This is a genomic window from Parabacteroides sp. TM07-1AC (assembly GCF_003480915.1).
GTDB lineage: Bacteria > Bacteroidota > Bacteroidia > Bacteroidales > Tannerellaceae > Parabacteroides > Parabacteroides chongii.
This window is the reverse complement of record NZ_QUKD01000012.1, coordinates 70,410-88,639: the sequence shown is the minus strand read 5'-3', so window position 1 is coordinate 88,639 and position 18,230 is coordinate 70,410. Positions and strand designations below refer to the sequence as shown.

The following is an 18,230-nucleotide window of genomic DNA, read 5'->3' as shown; positions in this document are numbered from 1 at the left end:
CCCTACAGCGGATGCTCCGGACGCTCTCTCCGGCTGCTACGCTTTACGCTCGCCAGCTGAGGCCTTTCATAGAACGTAAAGCGTTCTCCTGTGATTGCCGATACTGACAGTTCTTTAGGCTGTCATCCCGGGATGACAGGTTTGTTATCAATCCCGAAGTCCCAAGCTTGTCATTCCGGGCTTGACCCGGAATCGTGCAAAAAGCAAGCGGTGTCGGCAATCCTAAGAGGAAGCTCTGCTTCCTATGAAAGGCCTAAACGGATGAACGTCCGCGTAGTCTTTCACCGTAGCAGTGAAGCCGGTTCAGCCTTGATCTTTTGACTACTTTTCCATCAAGGGAAAAGTAGGTTTAAAATTACTTATTGTACGATATTTCCGATCGCATCGAACGTAACCTCCGTGCTCTGCCCGTTGTGATCGACGGTAAAGGTATAGAATGTGCCGTTTGCATCGATCTTTACCAGGATCGATTCAATCGTGTCTCCGGCGTAGCCCGTAGATTGGAAACTATCCATGATGATCTCAGGTACATCCTGCTCCGCGATCTGGTAGGAAGTACTTTGCCATAAATAATTCTTATTCAACTGAGCAATCTTGTACACCTTTCCATCCAGCATATTCAGGATATACCCGTCGGCATTACTCTGTATATCCAGCAAGTCGCAGGTAGCAAAGGTGAATGCCATCAACGTATGTACCTCTGCCGGTATCACGATCGGGGCATCCTCATTCCCTTCATCATTTACAGCCTTGATAAGATTGCCGTACGGGGAGTAATACAGATCCATATCGCTGTTCCCTTTTTCGGCATTGATCTTATAAACGACCGCCATACTATCCCGGTTGATCGTATAGGAATCATCCACTTTCCAACCGGCATAAAGTCCGTTATTGAGTGCGGCGGTCACCGCTTCCGGAAGCTGGTTGAAAGGCGTATCCGCTTTGTCCATCATCCACTTGCCCTGTTCGGTCAGCCACGCTTCGGTAGAGACACTGTTGTTCGTGAATTCCGCTACGTAGTAATTACCCTCTATCGTAAAGATCGGGTTGGAGGCATTCGGATATTTCTTGTTGAAAGCCTGCATGACCGGTTCGGTCGGTTCGATTGCATTTTTGTGATCGTCGTCGTTATTGTCGCAACTGGCGAGAAATAATCCCAAAACGGCGAAAAGGGATAGAAAGATTGACCTGATGTTCATATTCTTATTGTTTTAGCGATTAATAAGTGCATATTTCTATTTGTCGATAAAGAACAAGCCAGACATAAGGAATGTTTTCCGTAAAACCGAACACACTGTCCGATATTGAACACCCGTTCATCCTTCCTTTTTGCACATAATCAGCTGTTTAGCTTTTTGGCACGGAGTTTGCCCCTAGGAGGACAGAAAATAAAAACAATACTAAATATGGACAGAGAGATATCGAAAGAGGTTCGGAGAAAAGAACAACGCAAACAGATCATCAAGATCGGGGCAGGGGTAGGGAGCATCGTTCTCGTCGTTGCCGTTGTCATCTCTTTTCTGCAAACCAGCCTGAATCGTAAAGACATTACTATTTCGAAAGTGGATAAAGGGGTGATCGAAGTATCGGTCAGCGCATCCGGGAAAGTGATTCCCGCCTTTGAAGAAATAATCAACTCACCGATCAATTCCCGCATCGTCGAGATCTATAAAAAAGGCGGTGATTCCGTGGATGTCGGTACCCCCATTCTGAAACTGGACCTGCAAAGCGCAGAAACCGAATACAACAAACTGCTGGACGAAGAACAGATGAAACGCCTGGAACTGGAAAAGCTGAAAGTCACCAACCAAAGCAAGCTGTCTGAAATGGAAATGAAACTGAAAGTGTCCCGCATGGAACTCGACCGGAAAGCCGTGGAACTCCGTAACGAGCGCTATCTCGACAGCCTCGGTGCCGGAACGACCGACAAAGTGCGCCAGGTAGAACTCGACTTCAACGTCAGCCAGCTCAAACTGAAGGAAGACGAACAGAAATACATCAACGAACAAGCTCTTTCCGAGGCTGATCTGAAGGTAAAAGAACTCGAACTCAACATCTTCCGCAAAGGCCTGGCCGAGACCAAGCGTACGCTCGACGATGCCCAGATCCGTTCGCCGCGTAAGGCTATCCTGACGTATGTGAACAACGAGATCGGTGCTCAGGTGCCACAGGGAACGAAAGTCGCCATCGTCTCCGACCTGTCCCACTTCAAGATCGAAGGAGAGATAGCCGACACGTATGGCGACCGTATCGCCGCAGGCAGTAAGGCGGTCGTTAAGATCGGCAGTGACAAGCTGGAAGGTACCGTCAGCGACGTCACCCCGCTTTCAAAGAACGGCGTGATCTCCTTTACCGTGCAGTTGGAGGAAGACAACCACCGCCGTCTCCGCTCCGGCCTGAAGACGGACGTCTACGTCATGAACGCCGTAAAAGACGACGTCATGCGCATTGCCAACGCTTCCTATTATGTAGGTAAAGGTGAATACGAACTGTTTGTCATCAACGGCGACCAACTGCTGAAGCGCAAAGTCCAGCTCGGTGACAGCAATTACGAATACGTGGAAGTGGTCAGCGGCCTGCAGCCCGGCGACGAAGTCATCGTCTCCGACATGAGCAGCTACAAGGATAAGAACAAACTCAAAATCAATTAATATCAAACATCATGATCAAGTTAACAAACCTCGAAAAGATCTACCGCACGAAGGAGATTGAAACAGTTGCCCTGGAAAATGTAAATTTGGATATCCAAAAAGGTGAATTCCTGAGCATCATGGGACCGTCCGGTTGTGGAAAATCGACCTTATTGAACATTATCGGCCTGCTGGACGCTCCGACAGGCGGTATGGTGGAAATTGCCGGTACGAATACCAGCAATATGAACGACAAGCAGCTGGCTGCTTTCCGTAATAAGACGCTGGGCTTTGTCTTCCAGTCGTTCCATCTGATCAATTCACTGAATGTCCTGGATAATGTGGAGTTACCGTTACTTTACCGCAACGTCTCTTCCTCCGAACGCCGCAAAGCAGCCGAAGCTGTTCTCGAAAAGGTCGGTCTGAGCCATCGTATGCGTCACTTCCCGACGCAGCTTTCGGGTGGTCAGTGCCAGCGTGTAGCCATTGCCCGTGCGATTGTCGGTAACCCCGAGATCATCCTGGCGGATGAGCCGACCGGTAACCTGGACTCGAAGATGGGTATCGAGGTCATGGAGATACTTCATAAACTGAACAAGGAAGACGGACGCACCATCGTGATGGTAACCCACAACGAAGCGCAGGCACAGCAGACCAGCCGTACGGTGAGGTTCTTCGACGGACGACAGGTACAGTAAGGATGAGCCCTCATGCATTGTCCGTATCGGGAAGGGCGGGCAGATGGCTTTTACTGACGCGTAGCAATACTCGGGCCGGTGTGATGCCTGATAATTGCGATTTGGGTAGTTCCTTATCCATGACTAGTGTGATTTTAAAGTTTGAATAACAAAGATAGACATTATGTATAAACAATATCTCAAACAGGCCTGGCAATTGATGAAGCAGAACCGCTTCTTCAGTTTCGTTTACATCCTGGGGACGGGGCTTGCCATTTCGATGGTGATGATCATGGCCACGGTCTATTACATCCGCACGGCAGACATTGCTCCGGAGGATTGCCGGAGCAGGCTGTTGCAGCTTGACCGTGCATCGGTGAAGTCGAAGGATGAGAATGGCGGAACGCACAACTGGTCGCTTTCGTTTCATGCTGCCCGGCAGATACTGAGTGAATTGTCGGAGGTGGAGAAAGTGACCTTCGTGATCAATCCGCAAGGTACGGATATATTGATGGGAACCGTCTATTCGCAGTTGCCCGGAAGTCCCGACCGTTATAGGGCGATGGTTGAGGCTGTCGACGGTGCGTTCTGGCAGATCTTCCGGTTTCGTTTCCTCAGCGGTAAACCCTTTACCGGTGAAGAATTTGAAAGCGGCGTGAAGCGTGTCGTGTTGAGTGAATCGTATGCCCGCCGCCTGTTCGGAACGATAGAGGCGGAAGGCAAAGCCGTTCTACTCAACGGGCTGGAATACCGCGTCAGTGGGGTGGTGAGAGATGTTTCATCGGTTATGTCGATGACTTGTGCCGATATCTGGATACCGATCACCTCGGTTCCTGTCCTGGCGGAAACGGCCAATGCCGAGAGGTCTGCCGGCCCTGTTGTCGCCTACCTGCTTGTCTCCGGTCCCGCCCGTTTCGATGCCGTCCGCGATGAGGTGAACCGCCGCCGGCTCCAATACAACGCTACTTTGCAGGAGAGGTATGTGGATACATTGTGGCTATCCACCCCGAAGCAGACGGAGCTTCAGAAACTCGACTACGGTTCTTCGCTGTCGGACATCATCCGCCGTTACTTGCTTATCGCGTTGGTCTTCATGCTGGTTCCCGCCATCAACCTGACGGGGCTTATCTCTTCGCGGATGCAGGAACGCACCGAAGAGATGGGACTGAGGAAAGCCTTTGGGGCCGGTGCGCGTACGTTGGTGTCGCAGGTACTGACCGAAAACCTGATGTTGACCTGTATCGGCGGACTGGCCGGTTTGCTGGTGTCGTGGGTGCTGGTTGTCGTGTTGCGTAACTTCCTGCTCGGCAGCGTCGGGCAAATGGCTGCGACGGGTGATGTACAACTCACATTCGGCATGTTGTTCAACTTCCCGCTTTTCTTTTCGGCTTTCGGGCTTTGCGTGTTCCTTAATCTGCTCTCGTCGCTGCTGCCCGTATGGAAAGCCGTGCGCCGGCCGATAGCAGACTCGATCAACGATAAATAATGATATATTATGATAAGACATCTATTTAAATTAATATGGACACAACGCCGTTTCAACCTGTGGATCGTGCTCGAATTGTTTGTCGTCTCCGCCCTGATGTGGTATATCGTCGATTTCCTGTCCGTCCTGACCATTACCGCCTCTACCCCGACAGGCTTTCATATAGATAACACCTATAAGCTGACCCTTGCCGTCCGTCAGAAGAACGAAAACGGGTATATTACTTACGAAGAAGATAGTCCCGAGCCCTGGCTGAATATGCAACGTATTGCCGAACGTCTTCGCCAGCACCCGGATATAGAAGGTGTGAGTGTCGGTTCCTGGCATTTCCCTTATTGCCGCAGCAATATGAGCAACCTGTTCTGGCACGATACGTTGAGGGTGAATGCCGATATTCTGACCGTTACGCCCGACTACTTCCGTGTGTTCCGTGTTGCCGGCTCCGATGGCTATCCCGAAACGTTGGCGCAGGCTATGACTGAGGGCTATGTGATTTCTTCCGCCGTGGAAGAACGGCTCTTTCCCGGTTCTTCGGCTATCGGGCAGACCATCCTCGATAAAGGCGATAGCCTGGAGATGCGTGTGACGGGAGTTACCGGGCTGATGAAACGGACGGAGTTCGACCGTCCGGCACGTTTCCTTTTTGTCCCGTTGAACGAGTCTTTGTTGTCCGTAGAGAGTGAGAACGACCTCTGGAGCTCTGTCGACATTTGTTTCCGTGTGAAAAAAGGGGCGGCGAAGAACGACTTTGCCGAACGTTTTGGGCGGGAGATGCGACAGCAGTTGCAGGCCGGCAATTTCTATCTGTCGGAGGTCACGCCTCTGAGTAATTACCGCGACGTGCAGCTCCAAAAGGCTTATAATATCTTGAATTACCGGATTGGCTTTGCCGTCTTTTTCCTGCTTAACATATTCCTGGGAGTGATCGGAACGTTCTGGCTGCGTATCAATAAACGTAATTCGGAGATAGGCTTACGTATGGCGGTCGGCTCTTCCCGGCGTACCATCCTGTGGCAGATGGTGGGAGAAGGGATGATCCTGTTGTTTATCGCTTTCCTTCCGGCACTGGTCGTCTGCCTGAATCTGGTACATCTCGACCTGCTCCCGAAGCAGTATATGGACGTAACGCCTTTACGTTGCGGATTGACTACGGTGATCACGCTGGCTTTGCTGGTGTTCGTGGTCGTGCTCGGTACCTGGTATCCGGCCCGCCGCTCTTCCCGTATCGAACCGGCGGAAGCATTGCATTATGAATAAAAGACAGCGGGGGATATGTTCAAACAGTTAAACCAACTAAACCTGCAGTGTTCGATACCGTGACCACTGTTCGTTATTGAACACTACGGTATTTGCTCTTGGGGCTTACTATCAGTCAGTTATGTTTGTGGCACGGCATTTGCCTTTGCAGAATCAAAACAAATAATATTGCACCATGTATAAACAATACTTCAAACAAGCCTGGAACCTGATGAAGCAAAACCGCTTCTACAGCGCGGTCTATATCATCGGTACCGGATTGGCTATCTCGATGGTGATGGTCATGGCGATCGTGTACCATATCCGTACCGCCGACATTGCCCCCGAAGTGCATCGCGGCAAATACCTGTACATCGACCAGATGAAATATGAGCGGGGCAAAAGCAACACTACTTTCTTCTGGGGCATCCGTTCTGCTAAAGAATGCCTGATGCCGTTGAAGTCGGCGAAGGAGGTGGCACTGATGACCAACACGGCCATTACAAGCCTGCTTCATGGTGATACCTATGTGCAGATTCCCGGGGGAGACGACCCGCAGAAGGTGCAGGTGATGGGGACGAACAATAGCTTCTGGCGCCTCTTTTCTTTTTCATTTATCGAAGGGAAGCCGTTTAGTGAGGAAGAGTTCCAGTCGGGTTTCCCCCGTGTGGTCGTTTCTGAATCGCTGGCACGCCGTATTTTTTCGACGACGACCGGTGTGACGGGAAAAAGCATCCTGCTCGATGATACCGAATATTCCGTCAGCGGTGTGGTGAAAGATATCTCTGCCGTTACACCGTCCGTTTATGCCGATATGTGGATACCTTATACTTCCATACCGCTGGTTATGGCGGCCTCCAACGAACGCGATGTGTCAGTCGGCTTGCTGACGGTCTGTATTCTGCCTGTCGACGGGATGGGAGCCGATGAGGTGAGCCTTGAACTGGAAGAAATGATCGACCGTTATAATACGACCCTGGCCGACGGAAAGCTCAGTATGATGAACGGGGTGGAGACACATCTGACGCATGTGGTCCGCCAGTTTGTGATGGGCGGCTCCGTGTCTGCGGTTTATCTGATACTCCTGTTTCTGATCCTGCTTTTCATGCTGATCCCGGCTCTGAACCTGTCCGGACTGAACGCTTCACGGATGCAGGACCGCATCTCCGAACTGGGTGTGCGGAAGGCTTTCGGGGCACGTAAGAACCGGCTGTTGACACAGGTACTGATAGAAAACTTGTTGCTGATGCTGCCGGGCGGATTGGTTGGACTACTGGTCTCTTATGGGATGGTTGCGCTTTTCCAGCAGTTGCTGCTTACTCCGGGTATCATCGCTATGGTACAGGGCAGTGTGCAGACGGAACTGACATTCGGAATGCTACTGAGCCCGGCTGTGTTCGGCTATGCCTTCCTGGTTTGCTTCGTATTGAACCTGATGTCGTCGATGATCCCTGCTTGGCGTGCGATCCGTGTGAATATAACTGAGTCATTAAACCACAATTAAAGAGATAGATATGCTGTTACATATACTGAAACTGATCAAGACACAACGCCGCAGCAATACCTGGGTGTTTATCGAACTACTTGTCGTCTTCGTACTGCTTTGGTACGCCGTCGACCGGATGATGATGAACCGGATAACACAGGCGCAACCGATGGAATATTCGTTTGAAAATGTCTATAAGGTGACGCTGGCAGTACGTCCTTCAAGCAGCGCTTCCTATATTGCCTACGAAAAGGGAAGCCAGGAGGCGGGAGAGGATTTCATGCGTATCATCCGCCAGTTGGAGGCACATCCCGACGTGCAGGTGGTAGGTATGGCGAACGGGGCTTCGATGCCTTATACATATATGTCCAATTCGGAGACTTACTTTCAGGAGAAAGATTCTCTTTTCCGGAATGCCTTTGACTTCAACGTTACGCCCGGTTATTTTCGTGTGTTCGATATACATACAGCCGATGGCGATTCGTCGGACGAGCTGGCTGCAGCTATTCAGGAGGGTATCCTTATCAGTGAGCCGATGGCAATGGAATGTTTCGGTTCGACGAAGGTGGACGGCGAGGAGTTGCTTATCCTTCAGGATGATACCTTTCGTTTCCGTGTAAAGGGAGTAACGAGGGCCGTGAAACGCGAAGAGTTCAGTCAACCGCCTTCGATTGTCTTTAAAGAGATGAAGGAACGGAGTATCCTCAGGATGGGTGAACAGGAGCTGGGGAAGATGCAGATCTGTTTCCGGGTTCGTCCGAATGTCGCGGCGGAAAGTGCTTCCGAATATGCCGTCCGTTTTAAGAAAGAGATGAAACACCGGCTAGCGGGGGGAAACTTCTGGCTGGTGAATGTTCAATATTATCCCGATGTACGTACGAACTATCAGGCGACCTCGATGAATACGGGTGGGCAGAAGCTGGACGTTGCCATTAATCTCTTCCTGCTGATCAATGTCTTTTTGGCTGTGATCGGGACATTTTGGTTCCGTGTGAACCGCCGCCGTAACGAGCTGGGGATTCGCATGGCTGTCGGTTCTACCCGCCTCCGCCTGCAGCAGTTGCTGATCGGCGAGGGATTGATGATACTGACTATTACTGCCGTACCTGCCTTGCTGATCTGTGTGAATGTAGCCTTCGCCGGCCTGCTTAGTACGGAAGTGATGGAGGTTACTTTCGGCCGCCTGCTGACCGTCAGCCTCCTTACCTGGGGAATCCTGGCCGGTATCATCACCCTTGCCGTCTGGTACCCGTCGCATAAAGCGGCGCATCTGGAGCCGGCAGAAGCCTTGCACTATGAATGACTCCTGTAAGGGCGGTTCGCGAACCGCCCCTACACAACACAAAAAACTATGTATAAACAATACTTCAAACAAACCTTTCACATGTTGAAGGAGAGCCCCTGGCTCAGCTTCATCTCGATCTTCGGTACGGCATTGGCCATATCGCTTATCATGACGATTATCATCGCTCACCAGGCGATGTACAAGAACATGCCTCCCGAGACGGCACGCGAACGGACGCTTTATGTCAAGTGGGTCGGTGTGCAGGATAAACTGACCGAAAGCACCCAGGCTAACGGTTACCTGTCGCTAAAGACGATCCGCGAATGTTTCCAGTCGTTGGAGATACCGGAGGCGGTTTGTATCACTTCCCCCGCACAGTCGCGCCTGGCAACCATACCCGGTGATCCGGGCGAACGCTGCTTCGTTCTCTTCACCGACGATGTGTTCTGGAAGATATGCTCCTTCAATGTATTGAGGGGAAACCTATACACCAAAGCCGAGTTCGACGCCGGTATCCGGAAAGTGGTGATCAGCGAAAAGCTGGCACGCCGCATGTTCGGCTCGATCGACGAGGTGGTGGGGAAGAGCATGCAGCTCAGCTTCGTTCCCTATACGGTCTGCGCTGTGGTGGCCGATGTCACTCCCCGTACTACATTCTCCTATGCCCATGCCTGGGTACCTTTCACTTCGGCTAATATCCCCGAGATAAAAGGATCGGAAAATATCATGGGACATTACAAATGTATGATCGTGGCCCGCTCTTCGTCCGATTTCGACGAGATACGCGAGGAGATCGACCGACGGACGGAACAATATAATAAGACGCTGGTCGATCATAAGGTCTATTACTATCGACAGCCGGATACCAAATATGTGGAAGAGATGCGTTTCGGTCCCGGTATGCCGGATATGCGAATGGTCTATCTCAATGCTATTATCCCGATCTTGATCGCATTATTGGTGCCTGCCATCAACCTCTCGGGCCTGACTTTATCGCGTATGAAAGAACGGGTGAGCGAACTGGGAGTGCGTAAGGCGTTCGGATGTACCCGGGCCGGGTTGCTCGGACAGATCGTTTACGAGAATATCGTGTTGTCGGTAGTCAGCGGGTTACTGGGGTTGCTGTTCTCCTATTGGTTCCTTTACCTGTTGAAGGATTGGGTGTTCACCTCTTCCACCTACTTCGGTATGGATGTGACGGCAGAGGTGCCGTTATCGATCCTGTTCCGTCCGGAGGTGTTCCTGATCGCTTTCCTGTTCTGTTCGCTGCTGAACTTATTGAGTGCCTGTGTTCCGGCGTGGCGTGTGTCGTCGATACCTATTGTTGAATCATTAAAAGGGGAATAAGGAGGAACGTATGATGATAAAGCACCTGTTTAAAATAATATGGAACCAGCGTAAGAGTAACGTCTGGATACTGACGGAATTGATGTTGGTCTCTGTCTGCCTGTGGTACATTATCGATTATATGAGCGTATTGTCCACGATCGTCCGTACTCCGCTGGGATTCGATATAACCGATACTTATCGTGTCGATATCAACGAACGTACTCCCGATAGCGACAACTACCTCGACCCCGCCACCAAAGAAACGACTACCGGCCAGGATCTGTTGACCATCATGGAGCGTATCCGGCAATACCCGGGTGTGGAGGAAGTATCGTTGTCGATAGGCTCTCAGCCGTATGCCGCAACACATTATACCAATCAGGTTTATTACAGCCGCCTGTTCTATAAGGATACGGTCGGGGTGACCATGCAACGCTACAAAGTAACGCCTTCCTTCTTCCGTGTCTTCCGTATAGAACGCGAAGGCGGGAACGGGCCGACCCTGGCCGATGCGCTCGATGTACGTTCGATCGTTTTGTCGGCCAATGGCGCCGCAGAACTGCTGCCGGGCGAAAATGCGGTAGGCAAAAGTCTACAGATCGGTAAAGACGGCTACTTTAAGGAGGTAAAAGCCCTTTGTACCCCTATCCGCTGGACGGAGTATGAAAAGAGTAGGCCTTGTTTTTATACCTTGCTGCCGGAAGATGAAATAGCCGGTGAAATGAGTTCGAACGACCTGGCGAATATGGAACTCTGCGTCCGTATCCGTCCGGATGCCGCTCTCCGTTTCAGTGACGAGTTCCGTCGGGATATGGCGACGCAGTTGTCGGTAGGTAATCTATATATGATAGATGTCCGTCCCTCTTCATTAATAAAGAGGGCAGTCGTAAGCCCGGTACTGAGCGATATAAGGATGCGCCTGTTCCTTCTGTTTTTTCTGGTTGTGAATATCTTCCTGGGTATCTCCGGAACGTTCTGGTTTCGTACGCAGCACCGCCGGGGGGAGATGGGACTGCGTGTCGCCCTGGGTTCTACTTCACAAGGTTTGCGAACTTTGTTGATAAGCGAAGGACTGGTGATGCTGTTCCTGGCCATGCTGCCTGCCGTCATCATCTGCTTTAACCTGGGAGTAGCCGAACTGGTCAACATCTATTGGGCGGACTTTACCCTCCCTCGTTTCCTGATAGGAACGGTGTTGACCTGCCTGCTTATGTCGCTGATGATCATCTCCGGCATTTTATATCCGGCCTGGCGTGCCATGAAGATGGAACCTGCCGAAGCCCTGCATTACGAATAACAGATCCCGTACGGGCGGTTCGCGAACCGCCCCTGCATAAACAACAATAAAGATTATGTATAAACTCTATTTCAAACAAGCCCTGGCCATGCTGAAAGAGAATAAACTCCTCAGCCTGATCTCCATTCTGGGAACAGCTTTGGCCATCTGTATGATCATGGTGATGGTGATCACTTACGAGGTGAGGGTAAATAACTATTCGCCGGAGGACAACCGCGACCGCACGATGTATGTGCGGTGGGGCGGGCGTGACTTTAAAGGTTCAAACTATGGCAACGGTTACCTCTCCCTGAAAACGATCCGGGAATGTATCCAAACGATGGAAACGCCGGAAGCAGTCGCCATCGTTTCCCCCTGGCGCAGCCAGTTGGCATCCATTCCGGGAGGACAGGAAAAGAAAGATTGCCTGATGCTGTTTACCGACGATGTGTTCTGGAAGATATTCAATTTCGACTTTGTGTCCGGTAGCCCGTATACGAAAGAAGAGGTGCAGTCGGGTATCAAAAAGGTCGTTATCGCGGAGTCGCTTGCCCGCCGGCTCTACGGAACTTCCGATGCGGCAGGCAAGACGATCATGATCAGCTATAAACCCTATACCGTCAGCGGCGTAGTAAAAGATGTGTCTACGATTGCCAAAGCATCGTATTCCGAAGTATGGGTGTCTTATTCGGCGCAGCCTTTCCCCGACGATACCTGGGCGGAGAGTATAACCGGCTGGTATCAGGCCATTATCCTGGCACATTCCCCTGCCGATTTCGATGCTATCCGGCAGGAGATGGACAGGCAACTGGTTCGTTACAACAGTTCGCTGGCCGATTATAAACTCACGCTGTACGACCAGCCCGATACCCATCTGGATTGGGAGATCAAAGGCCTGGGGGCAATGGGGCCTGACAAGACAAAGACCATCCTGCAATATCTGCTGGTGATCGTTATCTTGCTGCTCGTTCCGGCTATCAACCTGTCGGGTATGACCTTGTCGCAGATGCGGAAACGTATGTCGGAAATAGGTATCCGTAAGGCTTTCGGGGCAACCCGGGGAACATTGTTGGTGCAGATCCTTTCGGAGAGTATGGTCTTAACCCTGCTGGGGGGCGTTATCGGGTTGTTTATCTCTTATATCGCGATCTGGCTGATGCGTACCTGGTTATTGAGCAACAGTTTTGCTTCTATCTCCTCTGTCTTTGGAGGCACACCGGCGTTGTCGGTGACGGAACTGCTTAACCCGGTGATATTCCTCTATGCCTTTGTGTTCTGCCTGATACTGAACCTGCTGTCGGCGGGAATACCGGCTTACCGGATGGCCCGGAAGAATGTAATGGAAGCGTTGAACGAATACTAAACCCATACGAAGATGATCAATCATATATTAAAACAAATATGGAACCAGCGGAAGAGTAACGGCTGGTTGTTCGGTGAACTGTTGCTTGTTGCCGTTTGCCTGTGGTACATAGTCGACTTTTTGCTGGTGACGCTGTATGCTTTCAATGCTCCTATGGGGTTTGATATCGACCATACCTATAAGTTCCAGTTCAGCGCACGCGAAGAAGGTGCTGAGGGATATCTGTCGTCCGAAGAACATCCGGCAGCCGTAGGTGAGGACTTGTGGGATGCGATGAACAGGCTCAGGCTGCATGCGGGGGTGGAAGCGGTTACTTTGTCGAGATTCGGTGTACCGTACAACGATATAATCAATTATATGCCCTTGGGACGTGATACGGTGGTGGAGAAGACGGCTTGTCGCATCTATTACGTAACACCGGAATATTTCGATGTCTACCGTATCCCTGCGGCACCGGGAAGTAACCGGCAGCCGGGAGAGGGTGTGACTGCCAATAGTATTGTCCTGACAGAAGATGCAGCCGATAAGATATTCGAAGGGCAGGATGCTCTCGGAAAGATGGTCTATTCCGGCGATAATACCTGGACAACCAAAGTAGGGGCCATTTGTGGGGTAGTTCGTAGTTCTGAGTTTAAGCGTCCCAGACCGAATGTGTATCTCTGTATGGGAGAAGGGGATATAAAGACGATAGATGCCGGTTTTCTTCCCTGGGCCGAAGTCTCGGTAAGGGTAAAACCGGAAGCGGACAGGGATTTTGCCGAAACCTTTATGAAAGAGAACAGTAATCAGGTAGAGATAGGGAACCTTTACTTGCAAAGCATCACTCCTGTATCTACTATACGGGAGGACGGCATACGTGAAGGCAAAGGGGAGATGAATACCCGTTTGTCGATCCTGCTCTTCCTGTTGATCAATATCTTCCTGGGAATAGTCGGAACATTCTGGTTCCGTACCCGCCAGCGGCAGGGGGAGATGGGGCTTCGCATGGCATTGGGTGCTACCCGTAACCAACTGCGGAGTACTGTCCTGGGGGAAGGTGTCTTGCTGTTGACTCTTGCTTTTGTTCCGGCAGTAGTGATCTGTGGCAATATCATGTTTGCAGATCTGACAAATACAGTACTGATGGATAACACGGTCCTTCGTTTTGTCGTAGGCATGCTGATCACTTACCTGTTGATCGTAGGTATGATCATTGCCGGAATCTGGTATCCGGCCAACGAAGCAGCACGCCTGAAACCGGCAGAGGCTTTACATTATGAGTGATTATTTCTCATATAAATTACATTAGTCACATAGAGCTAATAGAGCCCGGATCTGTAGCGAGTACATGTCCGGGCTGTTTTTTATCTGTGCCGTATGTCATCAGAAAGTCATCGAGGCATAAATACCGAAATGTTTGTCACCGGCAAGCGGGCTGAGTGTCAGGTTATGCTTTTGGGCGAACGGACGGGTAAAGATATAGGCACTGCCGATACCCATAGCGGCTCCGGCTGCCACGTCCCACCAATCGTGCTTCTTGGCATACGTACGGCTCCAACCTACATAGGTAGCTACGGCATATGCCGGAATACCCCATTTCCAACCATATCTGCGTTGGATAAAAGCTGCTCCGGTAAAAGATACCGAGGTGTGCATGGAAGGGAAGGAGTGATTGTCGCTGCCGTCCGGACGTTCTTTCTTGATCAGATACTTCAGGGCATACGTCATTCCGACGGTACTTACACCAGCTAGTGCTCCTTGCTTCAATCCTTGCCAGTCCTGTAAGATCAATACCGTCGCCAGGCTGGCTGCCGGAGTCAGGCAGGCAAGTACGTCGCCCGAGGTGCGGACGGCTTTCCGGCTGCCGCTTAACTTGACTTCTTGTGCATGTCCGTTGAAACAGGCGATAAAGGCCAGGAGGAAGATAAAGAGATAGGTTGTACGTTTCATATATTTATTGTTAGTGCAAATATAGAAACGGAAGTTACCAGAACTTATTGTTTTCAGCACTGTATTCAAAGCCGGCAATAGCCAGTTTATGTACAAGCATATCCTTGTCTACATCCATTTTACTGCATAATTCATCGAGTGATGCATATCGGTCGCGTAGCTTCATGTTGATTACGCTAAAGAGCATCGTCGGGTCTTCGGGGAGTTTCATTGTTTTCATCATTTAAATTAAATAACTGTGATATATACTATTTTGTTCAAAACGGGCGGTTTTAATATAAAGCGATCAGTTTAGGGAAAAAGATGATTCCGCCTACGATTGCGGCGGCAATAGCCATGATTAATACGGCTCCCGCCGCCAGGTCTTTGGTTCGTTTAATGGCTTCGCTGTATTCCGGTGAAACGAAGTCCGCTATCGCTTCCAGTGCCGAGTTGACTGCTTCGGCTGCCAGTACCGCACCGATTACGATCACAACAGCGATCCATTCCGTCTCTGACAGTCCCAGCAAAATACCAGCGACAACCACACAAACAGCAGCAAAACAATGTATCCAGGCATTATGTTCCCGGGTAATCAATAAGCGTATCCCATTAAAAGCATACCGGAAACTCCGTAACCGTTTGCGGAAAGTAAAACCGTCGTTTTTCATCTGTTTATCCTGTTCTCTTTTTCTTTATCAATAATGGCTTCAATCTGAGGAATAAGAACCGGTATAATATTTTTAGCAACATCCCAAACAATGAGATAATTAACGCCCATATAATCATGAATTAACTTATCTCTCATACCTGCCATTTGTTTCCATGAAATGTCATTCCATTCATATTTTACATCAGCCGGAATTTTCTTAGTCGCTTCACCTATGATTTCCAGGCTACGGGTAACAGCTCTTTTTAATGTTTCATCCGATAAGAACTGGTACATAGGCAAACTATCCGTTACAACAGATGTGACGTAGCAACATTCTTGAAGTATATGTTGTAAATAAACGATATGTGATTTAGACATATTCTACTTCATTGAGGATTTGTTTGCCAATGAAAGGGCTGAGACCTTTTAATGTGACTATATCCAGTTTATGTTTATGAAAGAAATTTTCCAGGATATCACATACTGAAATATAGTTTTGATAGGTTTCTTTTCCTTCCTGGAAATCTATCAAAATATCAATATCGCTATTCTTTTTGTTCTCACCGCGTATAGTGGAACCAAAAAGGCCGATCTTGCTTACCCCGTATTGGGACGAGAGCGTCTCTTTTAAGAATGCGAGCTTTTTTAGTACTATATCCCTTTTCATACGAACATGTTTACTGATACAAAGGAAATAATAATTCTTTATCTCTGCAAATTAGTATGATCTAAAATTAAGCCTCTATATTATCCTCATCCTCCGTCAACGGTCCCAATTCAGGAATGATCGCACGAGCTTCGCGGTCGCTCAGTGTATCGACATCTTTCAGCTTTCGCTGGATAGCGCGGGTACGGGTACCGAGTACTTCTTCTATCTGGCCGCTGGCCGTTTGCAGGTTCTTTTGTGCTTTCTCCAGCATGCCGCCCACCTTTTCGAACTCCTTTTTTACGGCACCGAGAATGGTCCATACTTCTCCCGAATGTTTCTGGATAGCCAGTGTACGGAAACCCATTTGCAAACTGTTCAGGATGGCGGCAAGCGTAGTAGGCCCCGTTACAACCACTTTGTAAGTACGCTGTAACTCTTCCATTAAAGCAGAACGGCGTACCACTTCGGCATAAATACCTTCGAACGGCAGGAACATGATACCGAAATCGGTTGTCGCAGGCGGAGCCAGGTATTTGTCGGAAATATCTTTAGCCATCTTCTTGATCGTCGTTTCCAGTAACTTCCCGGCAGCCTCGATCGCTTGCGGATCGGCATTGTCGTAGGCATCCAGCAACTGTTCGTAGATATCTTTCGGGAATTTGGCATCTATCGGAAGATAAACGTATTCGCGTATATCATCCCGTCCCGGCAGCTTGACGGCAAATTCGACGACAGCATCCGAACCTTTACGGGTATGAACATTGGCCTCATATTGTTCCGGAGCCAGTATCTGTTCCAGCAACATACTCAGTTGTATCTCTCCGATATTCCCCCGTGTCTTGACATTGCTCAATACCCGTTTCAGGCCGCCTACATCCTGTGCCAGTGTCTGCATTTCCCCGAGTCCTTTCTGTACACTCTCCAGTTGTTCGGTGACCAGGCGGAACGACTGACCGATCCGGTCGTTCAATGTTTTTTGTAATTTCTCGTCTACCGTAACACGGATCTCCTCCAAACGTTTTTCGGTGTTCGCAACCAACATGCGCTGCTGTTCGTCCAGGTTGGCGAACTTTTCCCGTTGCAGGTTGTTAAAGGAAGCGATCCCCCGGTCGAAAGCTTCCCGAAATTCGTTCATGGAACGGGTCAGCTCTTCCCGGTTATCGCGGGCAACGATGCGGCCTTCTTCGCGGTTCAGGCGGAAGTCCTCCCGGAAGTTTTTTTCAATGCGTTCGAAAGAACGCTGCATTTCATCCAGCAGGCGTTTCAATTCGTTTTGTGTATCGGTATTGTCCTTTTTAGGACGGAATAAGATCTGTAAAACAATGATGATAAGTAATGTACAAATAATCAACCAATCCATGTCATTCAATTTTGCGTCAAAGATAGAAAAACTGTTCTCTGAACAAGTAATTAAAAAGAGTTAAAAGGAAAAACATTATTCTTTAACTTTTGTTTTAGTCATACAAAGCCGCTTATATTTGTGAGCCGCTTTTAACGTAAAACATAAAATACTACAAAGATGGCAAAAATAACATTTAAAGGAAATGAAGTAAATACCAACGGTACATTACCGGCAGTTGGAGCAGAGGCTCCGGATTTCAAAGGAGTAAAAAGTGATCTATCGGAATTATCTCTCAAAGAATTGAAAGGTAAGAATGTTGTAATTAACGTATTTCCCAGTCTGGACACTGCTGTGTGCGCCGCTTCGGTGAGACGTTTCAACAAAGAAGCCGCTTCTTTACCCAACACTGTGGTACTTGCCGTATCAAAAGATTTACCTTTTGCACATGGACGCTTCTGTACGACGGAAGGCATCGATAAAGTGATCACACTTTCTGCATTCCGGTGTTCATGTTTTGAAGATAAGTACGGGATGCTGATGGTTGACGGTCCGCTGAAAGGTCTATTGGCCCGTGGCGTGATAGTTGTCAACGAAGCAGGTAAAGTGGTTTATGAGGAACTCGTTTCCGAAATTACCAACGAACCGAATTACGAAGCCGCAATCGCTTCGCTAAAAAACTAATTAAGTAGATTATTGTTTTTCATTGGTTAAAGTTAAGGGTTAGTGTAGAAGGCTGTCGGATGTGAATCCCGCAGCCTTCGTTTTTTAAAGAGTTTGATAATTCGGATTTTATTCGTATACTTGCAGCAAATTAATCATCTTTTATGTGTTCAATAACTTCTAAATTTGGTTTCGTTTACTTTGTGTAACGGCAGATAAGAGCCTTCTTATCTTTTGAACCTTCATTTTTT

The 18,230-nt window shown here is 49.3% G+C and carries 18 protein-coding genes; 11 read left to right on the top strand and 7 right to left on the bottom strand.

Annotation, left to right across the window (positions count from 1 at the left end):
• Window positions 1-359: 359 nt before the first annotated feature.
• Window positions 360-1,199 (bottom strand): PepSY-like domain-containing protein, encoded by an 840-nt coding sequence (locus DXD68_RS20430; RefSeq protein ID WP_122363343.1) that lies wholly within the window; start codon window positions 1,197-1,199, stop codon window positions 360-362.
• Between the two features lie 207 nt (window positions 1,200-1,406).
• Between DXD68_RS20430 and DXD68_RS20425 the strand changes: the two genes are divergently transcribed.
• The 10 genes from DXD68_RS20425 (at window position 1,407) to DXD68_RS20380 (ending at window position 14,031) form a co-directional block, all read left to right on the top strand.
• A complete protein-coding gene (locus DXD68_RS20425; protein WP_122363342.1) occupies window positions 1,407-2,651 on the top strand; it encodes an efflux RND transporter periplasmic adaptor subunit in 1,245 nt (414 codons plus the stop codon).
• An 11-nt stretch (window positions 2,652-2,662) separates the two neighbouring features.
• Window positions 2,663-3,328 carry an ABC transporter ATP-binding protein gene (locus DXD68_RS20420; protein WP_122363341.1) on the top strand — a complete coding sequence of 222 codons (666 nt, stop codon included), beginning with the start codon at window positions 2,663-2,665 and terminating at the stop codon, window positions 3,326-3,328.
• A 163-nt stretch (window positions 3,329-3,491) separates the two neighbouring features.
• Window positions 3,492-4,793 carry an ABC transporter permease gene (locus DXD68_RS20415; protein ID WP_122363340.1) on the top strand — a complete coding sequence of 434 codons (1,302 nt, stop codon included), beginning with the start codon at window positions 3,492-3,494 and terminating at the stop codon, window positions 4,791-4,793.
• Between the two features lie 9 nt (window positions 4,794-4,802).
• On the top strand, window positions 4,803-6,050 hold the full coding sequence (locus DXD68_RS20410; RefSeq protein ID WP_122363339.1) for an ABC transporter permease: 1,248 nt from the start codon (window positions 4,803-4,805) through the stop codon (window positions 6,048-6,050).
• Between the two features lie 175 nt (window positions 6,051-6,225).
• On the top strand, window positions 6,226-7,533 hold the full coding sequence (locus DXD68_RS20405) for an ABC transporter permease (RefSeq protein WP_122363338.1): 1,308 nt from the start codon (window positions 6,226-6,228) through the stop codon (window positions 7,531-7,533).
• A 10-nt stretch (window positions 7,534-7,543) separates the two neighbouring features.
• The gene (locus DXD68_RS20400) at window positions 7,544-8,818 is read left to right on the top strand and encodes an ABC transporter permease (protein ID WP_122363337.1); all 1,275 of its coding nucleotides are present in this window, start codon (window positions 7,544-7,546) and stop codon (window positions 8,816-8,818) included.
• 81 nt (window positions 8,819-8,899) lie between these two features.
• Window positions 8,900-10,147, top strand: coding sequence for an ABC transporter permease (locus tag DXD68_RS20395; protein ID WP_233577257.1), 1,248 nt, complete (start codon window positions 8,900-8,902; stop codon window positions 10,145-10,147).
• Between the two features lie 10 nt (window positions 10,148-10,157).
• Window positions 10,158-11,426: an ABC transporter permease gene (locus DXD68_RS20390; protein WP_233577256.1), complete on the top strand. Its 1,269-nt coding sequence runs from the start codon at window positions 10,158-10,160 to the stop codon at window positions 11,424-11,426.
• Between the two features lie 55 nt (window positions 11,427-11,481).
• The gene (locus DXD68_RS20385) at window positions 11,482-12,768 is read left to right on the top strand and encodes an ABC transporter permease (protein ID WP_122363335.1); all 1,287 of its coding nucleotides are present in this window, start codon (window positions 11,482-11,484) and stop codon (window positions 12,766-12,768) included.
• A gap of 12 nt (window positions 12,769-12,780) precedes the next feature.
• Window positions 12,781-14,031 carry an ABC transporter permease gene (locus DXD68_RS20380; RefSeq protein WP_122363334.1) on the top strand — a complete coding sequence of 417 codons (1,251 nt, stop codon included), beginning with the start codon at window positions 12,781-12,783 and terminating at the stop codon, window positions 14,029-14,031.
• Between the two features lie 99 nt (window positions 14,032-14,130).
• Here the strand turns inward: DXD68_RS20380 and DXD68_RS20375 are convergent, their stop codons facing one another.
• From DXD68_RS20375 to DXD68_RS20350, 6 genes are all read right to left on the bottom strand, one after another.
• A complete protein-coding gene (locus DXD68_RS20375; protein ID WP_122363333.1) occupies window positions 14,131-14,697 on the bottom strand; it encodes a phosphatase PAP2 family protein in 567 nt (188 codons plus the stop codon).
• 34 nt (window positions 14,698-14,731) lie between these two features.
• Window positions 14,732-14,908 (bottom strand): DUF4250 domain-containing protein, encoded by a 177-nt coding sequence (locus DXD68_RS20370; RefSeq protein WP_122363436.1) that lies wholly within the window; start codon window positions 14,906-14,908, stop codon window positions 14,732-14,734.
• 61 nt (window positions 14,909-14,969) lie between these two features.
• On the bottom strand, window positions 14,970-15,347 hold the full coding sequence (locus DXD68_RS20365; RefSeq protein ID WP_122363332.1) for a diacylglycerol kinase family protein: 378 nt from the start codon (window positions 15,345-15,347) through the stop codon (window positions 14,970-14,972).
• Window positions 15,344-15,706, bottom strand: a complete 363-nt coding sequence (locus tag DXD68_RS20360) for a DUF86 domain-containing protein (RefSeq protein WP_122363331.1) — start codon at window positions 15,704-15,706, stop codon at window positions 15,344-15,346. The genes DXD68_RS20365 and DXD68_RS20360 overlap by 4 nt, the downstream gene beginning before the upstream one ends.
• Complete coding sequence (locus tag DXD68_RS20355) at window positions 15,699-15,995, bottom strand: nucleotidyltransferase family protein (protein WP_122352319.1); 297 nt, start codon at window positions 15,993-15,995, stop codon at window positions 15,699-15,701. The genes DXD68_RS20360 and DXD68_RS20355 overlap by 8 nt, the downstream gene beginning before the upstream one ends.
• 67 nt (window positions 15,996-16,062) lie before the next feature.
• Entirely contained in the window at window positions 16,063-17,337 is a 1,275-nt protein-coding gene (locus tag DXD68_RS20350) for a DNA recombination protein RmuC (protein ID WP_122352320.1), read from the bottom strand.
• Between the two features lie 159 nt (window positions 17,338-17,496).
• Here DXD68_RS20350 and tpx point away from each other — a divergent pair, with 159 nt between their 5' ends.
• The gene (tpx, locus tag DXD68_RS20345) at window positions 17,497-18,000 is read left to right on the top strand and encodes a thiol peroxidase (RefSeq protein WP_122363330.1); all 504 of its coding nucleotides are present in this window, start codon (window positions 17,497-17,499) and stop codon (window positions 17,998-18,000) included.
• Window positions 18,001-18,230 lie beyond the last annotated feature (230 nt).

Bases quoted from the DNA above. Each gene is read 5' to 3' on its own strand.
- tpx (WP_122363330.1), top strand. From the start codon at position 17,497: ATGGCAAAAATAACATTTAAAGGAAATGAAGTAAATACCAACGGTACA.
- DXD68_RS20390 (WP_233577256.1), top strand. From the start codon at position 10,158: ATGATGATAAAGCACCTGTTTAAAATAATATGGAACCAGCGTAAGAGT.
- DXD68_RS20430 (WP_122363343.1), bottom strand. From the start codon at position 1,199: ATGAACATCAGGTCAATCTTTCTATCCCTTTTCGCCGTTTTGGGATTA.
- DXD68_RS20405 (WP_122363338.1), top strand. From the start codon at position 6,226: ATGTATAAACAATACTTCAAACAAGCCTGGAACCTGATGAAGCAAAAC.
- DXD68_RS20370 (WP_122363436.1), bottom strand. From the start codon at position 14,908: ATGAAACTCCCCGAAGACCCGACGATGCTCTTTAGCGTAATCAACATG.
- DXD68_RS20350 (WP_122352320.1), bottom strand. From the start codon at position 17,337: ATGGATTGGTTGATTATTTGTACATTACTTATCATCATTGTTTTACAG.
- DXD68_RS20360 (WP_122363331.1), bottom strand. From the start codon at position 15,706: ATGTCTAAATCACATATCGTTTATTTACAACATATACTTCAAGAATGT.
- DXD68_RS20365 (WP_122363332.1), bottom strand. From the start codon at position 15,347: ATGAAAAACGACGGTTTTACTTTCCGCAAACGGTTACGGAGTTTCCGG.
- DXD68_RS20375 (WP_122363333.1), bottom strand. From the start codon at position 14,697: ATGAAACGTACAACCTATCTCTTTATCTTCCTCCTGGCCTTTATCGCC.
- DXD68_RS20420 (WP_122363341.1), top strand. From the start codon at position 2,663: ATGATCAAGTTAACAAACCTCGAAAAGATCTACCGCACGAAGGAGATT.
- DXD68_RS20355 (WP_122352319.1), bottom strand. From the start codon at position 15,995: ATGAAAAGGGATATAGTACTAAAAAAGCTCGCATTCTTAAAAGAGACG.
- DXD68_RS20400 (WP_122363337.1), top strand. From the start codon at position 7,544: ATGCTGTTACATATACTGAAACTGATCAAGACACAACGCCGCAGCAAT.
- DXD68_RS20380 (WP_122363334.1), top strand. From the start codon at position 12,781: ATGATCAATCATATATTAAAACAAATATGGAACCAGCGGAAGAGTAAC.
- DXD68_RS20395 (WP_233577257.1), top strand. From the start codon at position 8,900: ATGTTGAAGGAGAGCCCCTGGCTCAGCTTCATCTCGATCTTCGGTACG.
- DXD68_RS20425 (WP_122363342.1), top strand. From the start codon at position 1,407: ATGGACAGAGAGATATCGAAAGAGGTTCGGAGAAAAGAACAACGCAAA.
- DXD68_RS20410 (WP_122363339.1), top strand. From the start codon at position 4,803: ATGATAAGACATCTATTTAAATTAATATGGACACAACGCCGTTTCAAC.
- DXD68_RS20385 (WP_122363335.1), top strand. From the start codon at position 11,482: ATGTATAAACTCTATTTCAAACAAGCCCTGGCCATGCTGAAAGAGAAT.
- DXD68_RS20415 (WP_122363340.1), top strand. From the start codon at position 3,492: ATGTATAAACAATATCTCAAACAGGCCTGGCAATTGATGAAGCAGAAC.